Source organism: Paenibacillus sp. GCM10027630 (assembly GCF_042676305.1).
Taxonomy (GTDB): Bacteria; Bacillota; Bacilli; order Paenibacillales; family NBRC-103111; genus Paenibacillus_S.
Genome location: NZ_JBHTGY010000090.1, coordinates 41,282 through 58,334, shown reverse-complemented (window position 1 = coordinate 58,334; position 17,053 = coordinate 41,282). Strand labels below are relative to the sequence as shown.

Genomic DNA, 17,053 nt, shown 5'->3' with positions numbered 1-17,053 from the left:
TGGCTTTTAACACCTAGATTGAGCTTTGCGAGAACACTATTGAGAAATAGGGTGTATGGATTAAAATTTGAGAGATATTGAAAGCGCTTAATTCGACAGCCTGAGGATTTCCATCTATTTCTTTTCTTTCCGCAGCAGCCACGACAAATCATGGCCTCCTCTAGATTGAAAGCAGCCTTTAAACATCGCTTCTCGCCCCATCACTTAAGCAACATCCAAAAAGCGGCCGGACTCATTTTTGGATTTTCAAACCCCCGCTCTGATGGGAATTTCCCTACAAAAAAGGCGCTTCCATTTCCGCTTACATGGTGGTTTTGGAGGCGTCTTTGTACATAGTTTGGGACTGATTCATTCACTGATATACTTTTGGGACAGCCTCTTTGATTATGTAGAGGAGACTCCTTAAACTGGATGCTTTTTTCGCGTCTGAAACATATAAGCCATCGCATTGATCTCGCCACCGATGATGATGACCAAAGCGCATAAGTAGAACCATGTCAGAAGGACGATTACACCGCCAAGGCTTCCATAGGTCACATTATAATGATTCCATTGACTTAAGTAAAACGAGAATCCATACGATGTCAGCTGCCAGCCGAGCGCTGCGACAACCGCACCGGGAAGAACATCTTTGCAATTGAGGCATGTGTTAGGTGCAATGTAATAGATGGCAATAAAGATTAGGAACAAAATAACAAGATTCAAAATCCAGCGCAGCACGTTCCACAGCTCAATATGCTTCATCTCAATATGCAGCTCCGTATGCATCCAATCCCCTATCAAATGTCCGAACACACTCAGTAGAAGAGCTGAGAACACAACAACCAGCATTCCCATCGTTAACGCAATAGCTAGCAGCTTGGAGCGGATGTAGCTTTTCCGCGCTGGCAATCCATAAGCTTTATTGACGGCGAGCACGATTGCATCCATTGCGGCACTCGCAGTGAACAAGGAAAAAATCAGACCAAATGACAACGCATCGCCTCTCCTTGAATCAAGCAAACTGCGAAGCTGCTCCTCCAGCCCCAATGTCACGCTTTCCGGAATATATTCTTTGGCTAGCCCAATCACATCTTCCGATGTTATCGGCAGATAGCCAAGCAAGCTCATAAGAAAAAGCAGAAATGGAAACACCGAGAGGAGAAAATAATAACTGCATTGTGCAGAAAGTCCGATAGCATCATCATGATTGAGCCGCTTTATCAATTGTTTTATGAAATTAATGATCAAGGAATCAGCCACCTTATATTAAGAATAAACAACAAGAGTAGATGCTGCAGCAACTGATTACTATCATTACCCCTTTTGCCTGCATCGCAAACATCCCGTTAATCTATTAGCTGCTGCATTATGACTTGCTTCTCGAAGCTTGCAGGTATGCCTAGTAACAAATAAAAATGACTCAGTCACTCTGTAAATCAGGAGATTATGCACTATCCTGTACAACCAATTATCGCACATAATAGCATCGGGCTTGTGATAACTATTACGCAGTGAATAGAAAGGATGAGTTTTGTGACTTTGGCACGAATAACGGGATGGCTTGGCTTTATCGCATTATTGGCAGGTGCTGTCAGGATGCTGATGACACCCGCATCCCTCATTTGGGGAACCGATAGTTTACCTGAGCTCGCGGCAGGCTACGCAGGCTGTGTGTTGATGGCCATCGGATCCATTGGATTGATGCTGGGACAATCGCAAAAAGCAGGAATATGGGGATTTATTGGCTCCTTGCTGATGGCGGTTGGAAATATTTTCACCTCCAGCTTAGTCTGGACCACGCTATTTAAAACCATTACGGAGCCGTCCCAAACTTTTTTAATGATCAACAATATTGTCATGCTGCTCGGTTTTGTCATTTTTTCCCTAATCTCGATACGAGTGAACGTCTACCCTCGCTGGGCATCCATTCTGCTGCTTGTTTCTCCACTAATCAGTATGATTCCGATGTTTGGGGACTATTTCGCATTAATGTGGGGATTAGCCTATGTTGCTTTTGGCTACCAGATTTGGAAAGCAAGAACATAGCCTGCATCAGGAACCTGGTATTATAAGTATTCCTGTGCAATTGCGGCGTTGAATGGCGATCCGTCGAACCCCAAGATCTTAGAAGTTGGATGAATCCATGAGGACATACATTAGCTGTCCTGTTAACAATATCATGCCCCATCCATGGAAGTGAAGGACAATAGCGGAAATATTTGTCTTCGATCACTGAAAAGCTCAAAAAACAGAGAGACAACGGAATTGCCAGTTCCGTTATCTCTCTGTTTTTGTGCATATTGCTCGTATTCGTCCAGAATAACGGAATTCTGACTTCCGCTATTAGCCTGAATTGGTGGCGGCAGAAGGAATAACGGAACTCTCCGCTCCGTCCAAATCCTTTAGGGCTCCTGGCAGCTTCGCCGCTATCCGCATCTCATTTTAATTGTAAATGCCGCGATTATTTCTTTTTCATTTCCTGGAATGCCTTCAACTGCTCATCCATAACTTCTTTTCCACCGGTTTTCATATATTCTGCCACCATCTCATCGTAAATTTTGTCAAAATCGGCAGGTTTCGCAGTAACTGTTTTTACCAATATTTCTATTCCCTTATCGCCAAGCGTCTGGCTGTACTTGATTTGCGCTTCAATCGGCCTGTCAAAACGAGGGGGCAGCTGGCCATCCTGATCTCCAACCTTAATACTGTTCATTGTAAATTCCTTATATTTGGGGTCCGCTGCATTCGCTTTTAATGTTTTCTCAGCATCGCCCATGTCCTTACCGTTGATCAGCATACTGTAGTCCAAATAATTGTACATGACCTTCTTCGCTTCTTCCGAATCGATAATTACCGGTATGCCGTCCTCGCCCATTTTGTAGGTTACACCCTCAGTGCCGTTCTGCAAATCAAAAATAACCTTATAATCCGACATCCAGTTCAGAAATTTGATAACCTCCACGGCTCTTTTGCTCGATTTGGGAATTGCGATATGGGCTGACAATGGATGATATATCGATTTTACATGCTTGCCTTCAAAATTCGTGAACGGATCGACCGCTGCCAGCACAGCACTTGGCACATTTTTCTGTAAGGTCGAATAATACGCTTGATAAACAGGCTCATTTGTATTTGTTATCGCAAATCCGATTAAGCCATTTACCAAATCCGCCTGAAATTTCTTGCCATCCTTATCCAAAGCAAAATCCGGACTGATTAAACCTTCATTATACAGCTTGTTCAGATACTTGTAGCCGTCCTTATTGCCAGGCTTCATTAAGTCTGGCAAGGAGTTGTACTCCTCATCGGTCATCTTTTTCCAGAACGATCTTACCAGCGGATCCAGATTATTGTTATACCGAATTCCATAAGGGATAACCTTCCCTCCAGTTCCCCCCGGATCCTTTTCCTTAAATGCTTTTAATACCGCATAAAATTCATCGGTCGTCTTAGGCGGCTGCATCCCGAGCTTGTCGAGCCAATCCTTACGGATCATAGGTGTTTGGGAGGCTATAATAATCCGCTTGGCAGGAATCGTGTACTGCTTGCCGCTAATAACACCGTAGCTGAGCAGCTTGTCACCCAAATATTTTTTCAAATTAGGCCCATACTGGTTAATTAAATCTCCCAGCTCGGTCAATCCACCCTGCTTTACCCAGTTTTGAACCGCGGGATCGCTATAAGTAAATATAAGATCGGGTGCTTCGTTAGCCGACATCAGCACATTCAGCTTAGGCACTTCCTCCGTCCTAGGCACCGTAACAAATTCAAGCTTAATATTATTCGGATCACCAAACTTCTCCTGCATATATTTGACAAAGTAGCTTTCCGTAAGAGGCGGAGCTCCAGGTGGTGTATTGCCGCGGTCGAACAGCTCAATTTTGAGTGTAACAGGTGGCCCTTTCTTGCCGCTATCCGAAGCACCCCCACTAGGGCTCTCCCCGCCTGAACAAGCAGCAAGCATGCCTGCAAGCAAGGTAACGGTTAAAGAACAGCTAATGGTTTTGACAGATGAAATTTTTAGATGCATCTACTACAACTCCCTTAACTAAGTTTGGTAAAGCTTATACCGCTTGCCCCTTGGTCTGATGCTTCTGCTCAAAGCCTTATGATGAATCAACCTTTTACAGCGCCGATCATCATTCCGGATATAAAATAACGCTGCAGCCACGGATAGACCAACAGAATAGGCAGCGTGGCGAACATAATGCTGGCCGCTTTCAAGCTCTCAGGAATTGGAGCGGTCGCATTCATACCTTCTGTTGCCGTAGAATCACTCATTTGATTGCTGATGACAAGCTGGTAGAGCTTCAATTGAATCGGGTACAATTCCTGTTTCGTTATATAGAACAGCGCGTCCATAAATCCGTTCCAGCGTCCTACTGCATAAAATAAGCTTAATGTTGCGATTACCGGCAAGGAAAGCGGCAATACGATTCGAATTAAGGTTCCAAAGTGGGAGCTTCCATCCATTCGCGCCGATTCTTCCAATTCTTCAGGAATGGAGGAAAAGAACGACTTTAATATAATTAAATAAAAGGCATTGATCATACCTGGGAGCACTAGAGCCCAGATTGTATTGGTCAGCATCAATGATTTCACTAGCAAATATTCGGGAATTAAGCCGCCGCTGAAAAACATCGTAAATAAAATCATAAGCAGACAAAAGTCCCTGCCCTTCAATTTCTTCTTGGTAAGCGGATAAGCTGCGCAAATCGTCATGGTCATACAGATCACAGTAAAAACAACCACAAGCAAAATAGTGAATAGCAATGAGCTTATCATTCTGCCATCGGAAAGCACCATTTGATATGCCAGCGTACTAAGCTCCACTGGAAACACGGTTACTTTGTTCGAGATGATTGCGGCATTAGAGCTTAAGGAAACGGAAGCCAGATGAAGTATAGGAACCAGGCACAAGAAGGATGCAATGGTTACAACCAGTATGATGAACATATCGATCAGTCTGTCATTCAAGCTTGCTTTCATTGGAGCCCCTCTCTACCAGATACCCTGGTCCGTAACTTTTTTGGAGATGTAATTGGATGAAAGCAAGAAAATCAAACCTACAACCGCTTGAAAGAGCCCTATGGCTGTAGCTATGGAGACTCTTGCGGACTGAACGCCCAGCTTGTATACAAAGGTGCTTATAACATCGGAAACATCGGTAACTAACGGGTTAGCTAACACATACGGCCGTTCGAAGCCAATGCTCGCCATATGCCCAATATTGATGATAAGCAGGATCATAATAGTCGGCTTAATACCTGGCAGAGTAATATTCCATATTTTCCGTAGCCGCCCAGCTCCATCGACCTCCGCAGCTTCATACAGCTCCCTGTTTATACCGGTCAATGCCGCCAAGTAGATGATTGTTCCCCATCCTGCATTCTGCCAAACTCCCGATCCTACATAAGTTAGAACCCAATACAAAGGATCCGTCAGAAATGGAATCGCTTTCATTCCAGCCATTTTAAATAGATGATTGACAAGCCCCGTGTTGGTGGACAATAGCTGGTAGACCATACCGCCGATAATAACCCATGAAATAAAATGGGGTAAATAGAGTATCGTTTGCGCACCCTTCTTAAACCATTTCAATCGGATTTCGTTTAATAATATGGCCAAAATAATGGGAGTCGGAAAGGATACGATCAAATCCAACAGGTTTAGCAAAAGTGTATTGCGCAGCACCTTATAGAAGTCCTTCATTTGGAAAATTTCACGAAAGGCATCAACCCCCGCCCATGGGCTGTTCCATACCCCCTTGAACATGTTAAACTCTTTGAATGCAATCGTTACACCATACATCGGTATATACTTGAATACCAGGAAGTACAGCATCGGTACGGACAGCAATGCATATAACTGCCAGTCCTGCCCCAGGGAACGCCAAGTACTCCTCCATACGGATGTTTGTACCAAAGGCTTAGGGGAATAAGTGTTTTCTATTACAGGTTCCTTGCCAGGCATAGTAGACCTCCTTTTCCTTAGACGGTACCTTAACGGTAATTTAATTGTTACCCAACGGTCAATTTACAAGAATCGCCTACTTATCATAAAGTTAAAAAGCGATTCCGAGGAATCGCTTATCATTTTCTCACACTTAACTTTTACGACAGCAATGTATATAAGATTTATCACTTTCCAGCATTTAGCTGCCTTCCGCTCGTTTCCGATAGTCTCCTGGAGGTATTCCATACATATTCTTAAACGCCCTGTGAAAAGAAATAACATGCACATACCCTACCCGCTCTGCAATATCCTGAACAGGCAGCTGAGTTGTAAGCAGCAGCCTCTGGGCTTCCTCCAGCCGTATTTTCAACATGTACTCCATAAACTTTTCGCCAAATTCTTCCTTAAACAGCTTGCTTAAATATCGCGGATTCATCTCGAATCGTTCGCTGATTTGGTTGAGGGACAAATTGGGATCCGTATAGTGGATTTCTATATACTCTTTCACCCGGCGAATGAGGGCATAATTATTTTTGGCTGACCGCAAAGAACGAATTTCAACCTCCAATTGCACAAGCAGAGCGTTAAGCCTTTCACGCCATTCCTCCAACGTTTCAGAGCTATTGGATATAGCCTCGAACTTCGCTGCATATTCATTATGCCAAAGCTTGCTTACCTCCTCGGCCATTTCCGACATCTGATTATGTAAATGGTACATCAAATAATTGGTTATGGTCCCGATGTCCGATTGGGATATACGGCCCTTCTTCAATGACTGAAACAGCTGGGTATAATGAAACTGCCACTGGCCGTCGCTGAGTCGAAACGACTTCGCTATCGTCCGCACCAATTGCAGATGGGGAAATATTCGTCCCTCCGCTTTGGAATGCAGCTCCCCGCTCCCGATTATGGAACCCACTCCGAACACCGGCTTATAGGAAACATATTCCTTCGCCTCCGAGTAGGACTGAGCCACATCCATAGGAGAATAGACCTCTGACCCTATCCCTACGGATACCGTAAAATCAAGATTGTTCAAAATCCAGTCCTGCAGCTTCTTCATCGTTCCGGTAACCACAGCCTGGTTCGTGAATGGATTGGTGTTTAAATAAAAGACAACGGCCATCTGCTGGGGCTCAAACCATTCATTCCATACAACCATATTATCGTTTTGAGCCATCTCCTGAAGCACATTGCTCAGAACAAATTTTAGCAAATACTGGTCGCGTGAATTATAAATTCCGGTAAAATGGGTGAATCGGTCAATCTCCATAACGGCAACCGTCAGCGTTTGGCAATCAGAAGGCATCTGCAGCTCAGCCATTTCGTTCTTCCACTGCACTGCATTCATTAGCTTATGCCCCTCCAGCCAATCCAACAGCAGCTGCTTTCTCCGAATTAGCAGATCATCCTTATGAAGCTGCTCGAATTGGCTCGCCCTTTCCAGCAGCTCGTCAATTGCAGCTTCGATGTATTTCAGTTCATCGCGGAATACCGCTGTTTTCACCAGCTTACCGCTTTTGCGTTTCGTATAATTGTTAATGCGTCCAGCGATCGCTTGAATGGGTTTGTAATTGCGGTGAGTGATGTAAGTAAACCATATAAGTCCGGCCGTGATGGTCGAAATCCCAACAAGCATCCAAAAATCATTAAACAGAGATGCCAGAGACAAACGTTTATCTGTCGGGCCTCCTGAGCCATATTTCCAGCCTGTATAATCGGATTTGATATACAAAGACGACAGCTCCGACTTATCGGCAGGGTGGGAGGGTTGAATGCTATTTCTATCAAACGGAGCCATATTAGAAGCAAGAAGCGAGATCGGTCCCCCGTCCAAACGGGTTAAATCCTTGACGAACCCGACTAACGCTTGTACACGAATGTTGACTACGACGGCTCCTTGCTTTTTCCCGGTATCAGGATAAAACTTAACCATCGTTACTACCCGCTCATCGCTTGATTCATGACTAAACTCTTTGAACGGTCTTGGATTGGTCCACACTATCGCATTCGAATTGGAAGTATAAGCATCAAGCAGGAAGTTACGGTCGCCGAACTCATCTAGAGGCGAGAGACCGCTTCTTGATAATATTTTGCTTGTATTGGCGTTATATAAATAAATGGAGTTCGAAAAGGGGAGTCCAGAGGAGAGTTCATCCATTTTTTGCGATATTCTAAAATAATCGTATAAAACCTTGTCACCTGATTCACCAAAATATTCCTTAAGTGCAGCATTCGTGTAAATTTCCTTAATTACCATTCGCTCCGCAGTTTTCAGATTGGCATCAATAACCTGTAATACCTTTGTTGCTATCACCTTCTTCGTATTCACGATCTGCTTTTGTGCAGAATCGTTTAATACAGCAAAAAAGGAGAAGATAAGCACGGATATAACCACGAAAAAAATAGGTGTATACGACAAAAGCATGCGATAATACCAGCTCATCTTCATCACAATCAGCCTCCTGCAATTATGGAAAATTGGTGACTGGCAGCTCTGATGTGTACACTAAATTTCCCCAATCTTAGCATCGTAATTTGATTTATTCAATCATTATTTTTGACATTAGAACAACGGAAAACAGCAGATTTCTGTTTCTTGTTTTCAGAACGAAAAGGGGCTATCCACTTGTCATTATATGACTTACCGGACAGTCCCTTGACCCCTGCACTTCAATTAATTTTTAAGCTCCGATTCGGCCTTTTTTACCGGCCAATTTTTACTTATTAAATTCTTCATACTCTCTATTCATCTCTTCCATGATCAAGTTACCGCCATTTTGGCGCCATTTACCCAGCTCGCGGTTAAACCCGGCTTCATCCAATTTACCCAATATGAATTGATACGTAGCGTCCGTAATGATTGTCTGCAGCTCCGTCCCCTTTTCCGCTTGAGCCTGGGAGATTAAAGCTGCAGTGGGATCCAAGACGACAATGTTATTATTGTCTTGGATCATTGCGTTGATTTTCTCTTGAAAGGAACCGTTTTCTCCAAGCTGCAAATACCGGATATCTGCCGTCCTAAGAGCATTGGCGTAGAGCTCAACCTCCTGCTCCCGCAGCGTTTTTGTATCAGGCATTATCTTAATCGTCTTTTCATTAATAAGTTTATAGTGACGGTCTTGCAGCCCGTAAGTGATCAGGTTATTGACATCCTCAGTCAAGGTTTGGTCAAAAAAGGAAAGCACGGCTCTTAGCTCGGCTTCGGTTTTGACACTCGTTTTCGGAAACAAGAACAGCCCTCCAATACCGGTACTCCCCCAGATCCTGTCTCCCTTCGGTCCGCTTATGCGGTTTTGTATTTCGATTACTGCTGCCGGATTGCTTTTCTTGATTCTGTCTCGAATAGTGGCGCCGAGCACGTTGCTGATCATCATTCCAGCCTCGCCGTTAATGAATCTATCCTCCTGCTGCACCTTGCTTGTAACTGTAAAATCCGGATTGATTAATTTCTCATCATACAGCTTTTTCATAAATCGCATCGTTTCCAAGTATTCCACGGTCATGAAGTCGGGTACCAGCCTCTTATTTACAAATCCCCAATTATTGGGTGTGCCGAAGTAGGAAGCTATATTTTTAAAAGCTCCATAGACCAAGTCGTTACGATCAAGCAGACCATAAGTGTCCTGTTTGCCGTTGCCGTCCGGATCTGCATAAGTAAATGCTTGTAAAACGGTATACAACTCTTCTATTGTATGGGGCTCTTTCAATCCGAGCCGCTCCAGCCAGTCTTTGCGATATTGGATTCCTTGCCGCGATAAAGGACGTTCCCAATACAGTCCATAATATTTGCCAAAATAGGACCCGTTGTTCATAATAGTTGAATTCATGTATTTGCTTATATGGGGGTAGTCCTTAAGAAGGGGTCCGATTTCCCAGAACATTCCGGAGCGGATGCCATTCACAACAGACGGGTGCTTCAGATCCACCGACTTGATTTGGACGACCTTGGGAAGGGTTCCGCCCGCTATAGCCGAAACCATTTTATCCGTATAGATGTTATCCGGAACCCATGTAAAGGACAATTTAGTCTCCGTCTTATCCTCCAAAGGCTTCACAATCGTGTCCCGTGGAGGGTCAGCGCTGTTCAAAACGAGCATCATGCTGATCTCAGGCTTCGCCTCCGACTGCAGTTGAGCCATACCGCTTTCCGATTTTCCCAAGTTAGCTGCAAAGGAACAGCCCGTAGTTAGCAGAGGGATGACCACCGAAATGCTAATCCTGGCAATAGCAGGTTTAAGTACGTTCGAAGTTCTGTTCACACCTCGTCCCCTCCTTCCTTAATAAGCTGAACTCCAATGGATGTAGCAGCATGCTCAGTTTCCCGATATTTTCCAGGACTGATACCTTCCAGCTTTCGAAACGATCGGATAAAATTTTGCGGATTATTGTAACGAAGCTTCTCCGCCATATCTTTAATTGGCATGTCCGTTTCCTTGAGCCACTTCAAAGCAACCTGATGACGATATTGGGCCAAATAAGCACTAAATGAAATATCCATACTTTTCTTGAATAAAGTGCTTAAGTAGCTGGAGTTATAATGCAGACGATCGGCACAAGAATCAATAGTAAGGTCTGTGTCGAATTCCTTATGAATCATATCGATCATTTCCCTGGAAACAGTAAGATGCTTAACTTCGGTTCTCTCTTCGATTCCAGCCATTAGCGGGTCGATTATTTTAGTAATGAACCACTTTTCCCCCTCATCAACAAGGTTCAAATGAAACAACTCGTCAAATAACGACTGCTGCCGCTGCATCGGAATGGATTGAATAGCGAGTCCGTTGGCTAGGCCGAGTAAATTCATCAATAGACGTATCGCATTGAACTGTAAATCATGGAGGTTCGGATTGCCGCTTTCCAACACCTGGAGCAATTGCCGTAATAGTGATATGGCTTGGCTTCTATCTACTAACTTGACCGCATCGAATAGCTCAGCTTGCAAGCCAAAAGGATAGGCATAGTGCAGCGAATGATTGTCACCCAAGTCTCCGAAATAAAGAATCGCTTCATCACCAAGAGATGTGCGCCTCTTAAGCACTTCTACCGCCTCTTCGTAAGCCCTTGGAATTTCCACAAAGCTGTTGTAGGTTAGACTGATCCCGATAGTGACATTTAAATCCAACAATTCATTGACCTTGCGTTGAACAAGCTGAGCGAAAGCAAGCACTTCAGTTGTAAAGGAGCCCTCGCTCTCCGCCCCACGTGTAATTACCGTCAGCTGAGAGAGTCCAAGCACAATAGGCTGCAGCCGTCTTCCGGCAGGCAACAGCTCACCTATCATGTTGTTTATGGCAAACAGCAGCAGATCAAGATCCTTTTCAGCAAAACGGGTGGGCTCAAGGCTTCCTGTCTGCAAAGCCAGAACACATAACTGGGAGAAGTCGTTACGCATGCCGAAGCTATCCATTCGTTCCCTGATCTCCTCTTCCTTCATGCCCCCCAAAAACAATTTGATTATGAAAAAAGTGCGCAGCAATTCATTTTGCCCGTAAAGCCTCGTTTCCAGCTCTGTATTAGCGGCGAATAAGCTATGAACCTGTTCCCCGATATATTGGATTTCATCTACTCTCTTCTTCGTATCAAGTATAGTTTGTCGTGCCGCTACATCTTTATAAATTTTATCAATAGGCCGGTATAACTTCTTGGATCCATACCATGACAAAATACTGAATAACAGCAGCAGCCCTATGCATATGTAAAGAGTATACCAACCAATTTCCCGGGACTGCTTGGTTAATTGATCCAGGGTGACGAGCGATATATAAATCCAATTATTGTACTCTGATTTTCTGTAGGTAATCGTATATGCCCTCTCATTGACTTCCAAAAAAAATTGTCCGGAAGCCTCCGGCTGCTGCACAAGTTGAGCCAAAGAAGCCTTAAGTGAGGCACTGGGTCCTTCCTCCTTAAAGCCTTTGCGTACAATCAGATTAGCTGACTCATCGAGCACAAGGACGGACTCGCTTTCTGTATTTACCGAGAACAGGCTGCTCAAATTGCACGCCGGAATTTGGATCATGGCCATCCCATTGCTTCGGAATGAAGTTAAGGGAAGTTTTTTGATTAAGCTAACATTGAGTTGGCATGGATCATCAGGCAGAGCAGTTGGAGGGGAACCGGCCCAAACAGGAGCTGCTGCACTGCTAGTCACTTCCCAGACTGAAGGCAGATCAGGCTCCGGCAGCACAAATCCCTTATTACTTTTCATCCAGGCATCCAATCGGTATAGTCCATCATTATTAATCAACCAATTGCTGCGCTTACTTAATAAGACGATATCACTTATCCCGTTATCCAGCCTCTGGAGACTGTTCAATTCCGTTTTGACTTGGGTGAACAGCTGAAATTGATCCGGTCCCAAAGGTTCATTCAAAGCGTTCAGAATGATCTTGGATCCCAGAAAATGTGTGGCCGCTTGGTCGACAACCTTCAATGTATGCTCTACATTCATTTGCGTTTGCTGGAGACTTAGTAATTTCTCCTCATTAACCTTTTGCTGAACAACTCCGGATGATTTGGCATAAGAAAAAATACCCAGGAAAATAACGGGCAGCGAGGTGATGATAAAGCATAATACAACCAATTTAATATAATAACGGCGAGGACGTTTGTTCATGTAAGCTATTTTCACCCTCTACCTTCTCTCTTGCTGGAAGCGTTTTCTGATCACTTAGTTCTCACATTGTATCATAAATAACCCGAAGCCAAACAGCAGGTTTTCCGTTATGATATACTAAAAATCAGACATTGCTAACTCAACCGCAACCGAATTCTAAATTGATATAGGGAACCGTGAAGGCTATGAAAATAAGATTAGGCTATATCGGAGTCGAAGATACCATGGAAATGGTTCTTGCTGTTATTAGGAAATATCCGGATTATGAATGTTATCCTTATATCCATACCCGGTTTGAAGAAATCGATGACCTGCTGGAGCAGCACTCCGGTAAAGTGGATATGTGGCTTTTCTCTGGCCCCCTTCCTTATGAAGCGGCTAAACAATCGGGTAAAAGCTCAAAGCCTTTATTTTTCATTCCATATACGGGTACAAGCTTATACCGCACTTTATGCGAAATTTTATACCAGCAAAAGCTTCATATTGATGAGCTCAGCTTTGACATTTTAACCCAAGCAGAGCTGCAGCAAGTATTCTCGGAATTCGGCATAAAGCACCGCCCTGTTTACAACAAGGAATATACAGGATCAGATGAAGCTTTGTACGAGCATCATTTGAAGCTATGGGAACAAGGTAAGACAAAAGCTGCGGTAACTTGTGTATGGATCGTTCAGCAAAAACTGGCAAGGATGGGCGTTCCGGTGTTTCGCGTCAGGCCGACGGAATCCTCTGTTGAATCCGTATTAAATACGGCATTGCGTGCGCATGAGATGCTGCAGTTCATGGATGCTCAAGTAGCCGTTCAAATAATCAAAACAGATCCATATAACGGAGTTTCCCAAGAGCTGTATTCATCCGATGAGCTTTTCAATATGGAAATGGCCCTTACTCAGAAGCTGCTTCAGTATGCAAAGAAAGTTCAAGGCTCTCTCAAGAGTGCAGGTCCGGGCCGATTTGCAATTTTCACCACACGCGGGATTGTACGGGAACTAACGAATAATTTCACTACCATTCCGGATTTGGCAGAAATACAAGAACTCGAAGGCCAGCTTGCGAATTGTGGAATTGGAATTGGAAAAACCGTCTACGAAGCGGAACTATTGGCCGGCAAAGCATTGCTCCATACAAAACCGTATAAAGAAGGAGCCTGGATGATCTTCTTCGAGGATAAAACGATTACAGGACCTTTAGGAAAGCCTGAACAGCTCTCCTACTCGTACGTTTCCGATGAGCTGCAAAAGATTAGTGCAGTCTCCTCATTAAACATAGCGACACTTGGAAAAATACAGTTCATCCTCAGAAAAAGAGGAACCGACGAAATTAATGCGTACGAGCTCGCTCAGCATATGCAAATTCTGCCGCGCAGCGCCCGCAGAATATTAATTCAACTGGAAGCCTCCGGGTTGGCTCAAATAACCGGAGAAGATAACCCCCATCCTCGCGGCAGGCCCAGAAAAATATATCGAATTGATTTAAGCCTGGAATGAACCTATTCCAGGCTTTTTTCATGTTAGCTATATTGACAAAGAACCTGACACCCGATTAAAATACGGTCATAGCCTTAAATCAACCTTAAATGTTCATGGAGGTGCCTATTCCTATGCGTTTATTAATCTTAAAGCACTTTGAATTCGATGATCCTGCGTTCATTCTTTCTTGGACGGAACAAAGACAGCACACAGCTTCAATTATATATCCGCCTGACTTCTTCACAGCCCCTTCATTGGATTCATTTGATTTCTTAATTATTCTTGGCGGACCGATGAGTGCGTATCAAGATGATGTTTTCCCTTGGCTGCAAGCTGAAAAAATATTTATAAAATCAGCGATTGACGCCGGAAAGAACGTGCTGGGCATTTGTCTTGGCGCACAATTGCTTGCGGAGGTTTTGGGTGGCAAGGTTTACCGTAATGCTCATAAAGAAATCGGCTGGCATCCCGTTACAAGAACCGGGATTCAGCATCCCTTGTTCACTGGCGTGCCCGACACCTTCGAATCCTTTCACTGGCATGGGGACTGCTTCGACATTCCTGAAGATGCCATTCCACTGGCCTACTCTGAAGCGTGCAGGGTACAGGCATTTGCATATGGAGAAAAAGTGCTTGGCTTGCAGTTCCACTTGGAAACTACTCCAAGCTGCATGGAAACTATGCTAACCGAATGGCATTATGAGATTATAAAAGCCCCTTATATTCAATCTGGAAAACAAATTATGGATCAATCCTATCGCAGCAACCAATCATTCTTAATTCTAGGGAACATTCTAGATCAGTTCGAGCAAATAACAGATAGAAAAGGCATTGCAATATAAGCGATATATTAATTTAATGTTATATTTAATAACAAATCTTTTCAAAATCAAAAACGTATGTTATATTATATTACATTAAATGATTGTTAAATATGAACTTATTCTTCTAATATCTAACACAAGAATGAAAGTAAGCTATAAACCGCATATTTCACATGTTTTCTAGGGTTCCGCGGAGTTATAAACCGGTCAGGTCCGAGAGAGAACGCACAGCTGCAGCTGTGTACACGGAGGGACAAAAGCCCGGGAGGATATCTAAGGATATCTTCCCGGTTTTTCTTTTTTTATTAAATGAATTCCTGCTATTCGCAGAGAAGATCCGAACTTTGAGGAGTGTCCTATCATGAAGACAGAAGTATCCTTACGCAAATCACTCACATTGTTTCCAGTCGTTTATCTCGGTCTCGCCTGGATGACTCCGATGATTTATTTTTCCGTCTACGGCATTGCTTATGAAACCTCACAAGGCATGCTGACTCAAGCGTATTTACTTGCATTTCTCGCTATTTTTTTCACAGCCTGCAGCTATGGTATCATGTCCAAAACTTTCCCAACCTCCGGCTCCGCATACACCTATGTCAAGAAAAGCATTCACCCCGCGCTCGGGTTTCTTGTCGGATGGGCTTTGCTGCTCGATTACTTATTCTCCCCGCTGATCGCATGCTTGACATTCGGCATTTACTTGCATGCCCAATTCCCATCAATCCCTGCCTATGTGTGGATCATTATACTTAATGCAATTCTTGCAATTATCAATGTTATGGGAATTAACTTTTCAGCGAATATCAGTAAAATTTTTGTTTGGATTCAAATGGTCTTTATCGTTGTATTCTGTGCATTTTTGATAAAAAACCTAACTGGCGTTGTTCATCCGCTACAGCCTTTGATTCAATCAGAAGTCCCTCTTTCCACCATATTGGCCGGCGCATCAATCATCTGCTTCTGTTTTCTAGGATTTGATTCCGTCACAACAATGGCTGAAGAAACAATTGACGCCAAAAAGACGATTCCCAAAGCAATCCTTATCATTATTTCGATCGCTATTGTTTTATACATGGTTCCCTCGTATTTAACCCAGCTCGCCTTTCCAAATATGAGCTTCCAAAATATAGATTCAGCAGGCTTTGAAGTCGTAACGCTCATCGGTGGAGCCGGTCTATCCGCACTATTTATTACCGTGCTCATTCTCGCCATTTTTACCCAGGGACTATCTTCAGTAGCGAGCACCTCCCGTCTGTTATATGTAATGGGACGCGACTCCGAGCTGCCAAAGAGAGTTTTCGGCACTCTTCACTCGAAGTTCAAAACACCTGTTATCAATATTACAATTGTCAGCCTATTCTCACTGCTTGCTCTAGTCATCAGCTTGGAGACAGCCGTTAAATTCGTGAGCTTCGGAGCTCTTACCGCTTTCATCTTCGTCAATTTATCCGTCATCGTACAGCGTTACATTAAGGATAAGCAGCGTTCCTTCAAGCAAACGATTGTGTATCTGGTATTTCCGTTGACCGGGGCCAGCTTTATCGGATGGTTGTTATCCCTTTTAGACAAAAACGCTTTACTAATCGGATTGTTATGGCTCCTGTTAGGCATGGCTTATCACTTTTATCAAAAGAACTCACTCAAGTCCGTCGCCAAATCATCACGTGATATGCAAACTCATCCAGCGCCTACATTTTCGAACGAATTATAAACATCCAAACCGTCTAAACCCATACGTTTGTGCATGGGGAGGGAATCGGGCATGGGATTCCGACCGCTCTTGAAGCTCGTGTTCCTTGAATTAATAGCTTGCAGCGGTAGGAACACAAGCTTCAAAGGCGGACACTATCGTTTCTTCACCCCATACCCATTCCCTCAGTTGTTCTACTCTTCGATAACTTCCACTATCTCTATCCCAACCAACCTTTGAATCCGTTGTCGCCTGCGTCGTCGATGATGTCTATATTCTAGATGATGTCTATTACCTATGTTGCCTACGTTGCCTTTGCTGTCGATGTCGATTATGTTGCTTGTGTCGCCTATGTTTCCCATGTTATCTATGTTGCCTTTGCCACCTTCGTTGCCCGTGTCATCCATGTTGCCTATGCCGCCTTATTGCTACGTTACCTATGTTACCTATGTTTACTTTGTTGCCCGTATTGTCGATTACCCATGGTTTCTGTGCTGCCTGCGTGCTCCATAGC

At 43.9% G+C, this 17,053-nt stretch carries 11 protein-coding genes and 1 riboswitch; of the genes, 4 read left to right on the top strand and 7 right to left on the bottom strand.

The window, feature by feature from the left end:
- Positions 1-402: 402 nt before the first annotated feature.
- Entirely contained in the window at positions 403-1,230 is an 828-nt protein-coding gene (locus ACFQ0C_RS33860; protein WP_379373600.1) for a YihY/virulence factor BrkB family protein, read from the bottom strand.
- 285 nt (positions 1,231-1,515) lie between these two features.
- On the opposite strand from ACFQ0C_RS33860, the gene ACFQ0C_RS33855 reads away from it, so the two are divergent.
- A complete protein-coding gene (locus ACFQ0C_RS33855; protein WP_379373598.1) occupies positions 1,516-2,028 on the top strand; it encodes a hypothetical protein in 513 nt (170 codons plus the stop codon).
- 415 nt (positions 2,029-2,443) lie between these two features.
- On the opposite strand, the gene ACFQ0C_RS33850 is transcribed toward ACFQ0C_RS33855, so the two are convergent.
- From ACFQ0C_RS33850 to ACFQ0C_RS33825, 6 genes are all read right to left on the bottom strand, one after another.
- Entirely contained in the window at positions 2,444-4,012 is a 1,569-nt protein-coding gene (locus tag ACFQ0C_RS33850; RefSeq protein WP_379373596.1) for an extracellular solute-binding protein, read from the bottom strand.
- A gap of 86 nt (positions 4,013-4,098) precedes the next feature.
- Positions 4,099-4,971, bottom strand: coding sequence for a carbohydrate ABC transporter permease (locus ACFQ0C_RS33845; RefSeq protein ID WP_258213222.1), 873 nt, complete (start codon positions 4,969-4,971; stop codon positions 4,099-4,101).
- A gap of 12 nt (positions 4,972-4,983) precedes the next feature.
- The gene (locus ACFQ0C_RS33840) at positions 4,984-5,826 is read right to left on the bottom strand and encodes an ABC transporter permease (protein WP_258213281.1); all 843 of its coding nucleotides are present in this window, start codon (positions 5,824-5,826) and stop codon (positions 4,984-4,986) included.
- 310 nt (positions 5,827-6,136) lie between these two features.
- Positions 6,137-8,389, bottom strand: coding sequence for a helix-turn-helix domain-containing protein (locus ACFQ0C_RS33835; RefSeq protein ID WP_379373593.1), 2,253 nt, complete (start codon positions 8,387-8,389; stop codon positions 6,137-6,139).
- A 268-nt stretch (positions 8,390-8,657) separates the two neighbouring features.
- Positions 8,658-10,199 (bottom strand): extracellular solute-binding protein, encoded by a 1,542-nt coding sequence (locus tag ACFQ0C_RS33830; protein WP_379373591.1) that lies wholly within the window; start codon positions 10,197-10,199, stop codon positions 8,658-8,660.
- Positions 10,196-12,556 (bottom strand): helix-turn-helix domain-containing protein, encoded by a 2,361-nt coding sequence (locus ACFQ0C_RS33825; RefSeq protein WP_379373589.1) that lies wholly within the window; start codon positions 12,554-12,556, stop codon positions 10,196-10,198. The genes ACFQ0C_RS33830 and ACFQ0C_RS33825 overlap by 4 nt, the downstream gene beginning before the upstream one ends.
- Before the next feature lie 185 nt (positions 12,557-12,741).
- Here ACFQ0C_RS33825 and ACFQ0C_RS33820 point away from each other — a divergent pair, with 185 nt between their 5' ends.
- The 3 genes from ACFQ0C_RS33820 (at position 12,742) to ACFQ0C_RS33810 (ending at position 16,560) form a co-directional block, all read left to right on the top strand.
- Complete coding sequence (locus ACFQ0C_RS33820) at positions 12,742-14,043, top strand: helix-turn-helix domain-containing protein (protein ID WP_379373587.1); 1,302 nt, start codon at positions 12,742-12,744, stop codon at positions 14,041-14,043.
- 113 nt (positions 14,044-14,156) lie between these two features.
- Entirely contained in the window at positions 14,157-14,867 is a 711-nt protein-coding gene (locus ACFQ0C_RS33815) for a type 1 glutamine amidotransferase (RefSeq protein ID WP_379373585.1), read from the top strand.
- 151 nt (positions 14,868-15,018) lie between these two features.
- Positions 15,019-15,119, top strand: a riboswitch (guanidine-I (ykkC/yxkD leader).
- A 91-nt stretch (positions 15,120-15,210) separates the two neighbouring features.
- Positions 15,211-16,560, top strand: a complete 1,350-nt coding sequence (locus ACFQ0C_RS33810) for an APC family permease (RefSeq protein WP_379373583.1) — start codon at positions 15,211-15,213, stop codon at positions 16,558-16,560.
- The last annotated feature ends 493 nt before the right edge of the window (positions 16,561-17,053 follow it).

What these genes read in the sequence shown, in the direction of transcription:
- ACFQ0C_RS33850 (WP_379373596.1), bottom strand. Translation starts at nt 4,012, where the DNA reads ATGCATCTAAAAATTTCATCTGTCAAAACCATTAGCTGTTCTTTAACC.
- ACFQ0C_RS33845 (WP_258213222.1), bottom strand. Translation starts at nt 4,971, where the DNA reads ATGAAAGCAAGCTTGAATGACAGACTGATCGATATGTTCATCATACTG.
- ACFQ0C_RS33840 (WP_258213281.1), bottom strand. Translation starts at nt 5,826, where the DNA reads ATGCTGTACTTCCTGGTATTCAAGTATATACCGATGTATGGTGTAACG.
- ACFQ0C_RS33835 (WP_379373593.1), bottom strand. Translation starts at nt 8,389, where the DNA reads ATGAAGATGAGCTGGTATTATCGCATGCTTTTGTCGTATACACCTATT.
- ACFQ0C_RS33825 (WP_379373589.1), bottom strand. Translation starts at nt 12,556, where the DNA reads ATGAACAAACGTCCTCGCCGTTATTATATTAAATTGGTTGTATTATGC.
- ACFQ0C_RS33820 (WP_379373587.1), top strand. Translation starts at nt 12,742, where the DNA reads ATGAAAATAAGATTAGGCTATATCGGAGTCGAAGATACCATGGAAATG.
- ACFQ0C_RS33815 (WP_379373585.1), top strand. Translation starts at nt 14,157, where the DNA reads ATGCGTTTATTAATCTTAAAGCACTTTGAATTCGATGATCCTGCGTTC.
- ACFQ0C_RS33810 (WP_379373583.1), top strand. Translation starts at nt 15,211, where the DNA reads ATGAAGACAGAAGTATCCTTACGCAAATCACTCACATTGTTTCCAGTC.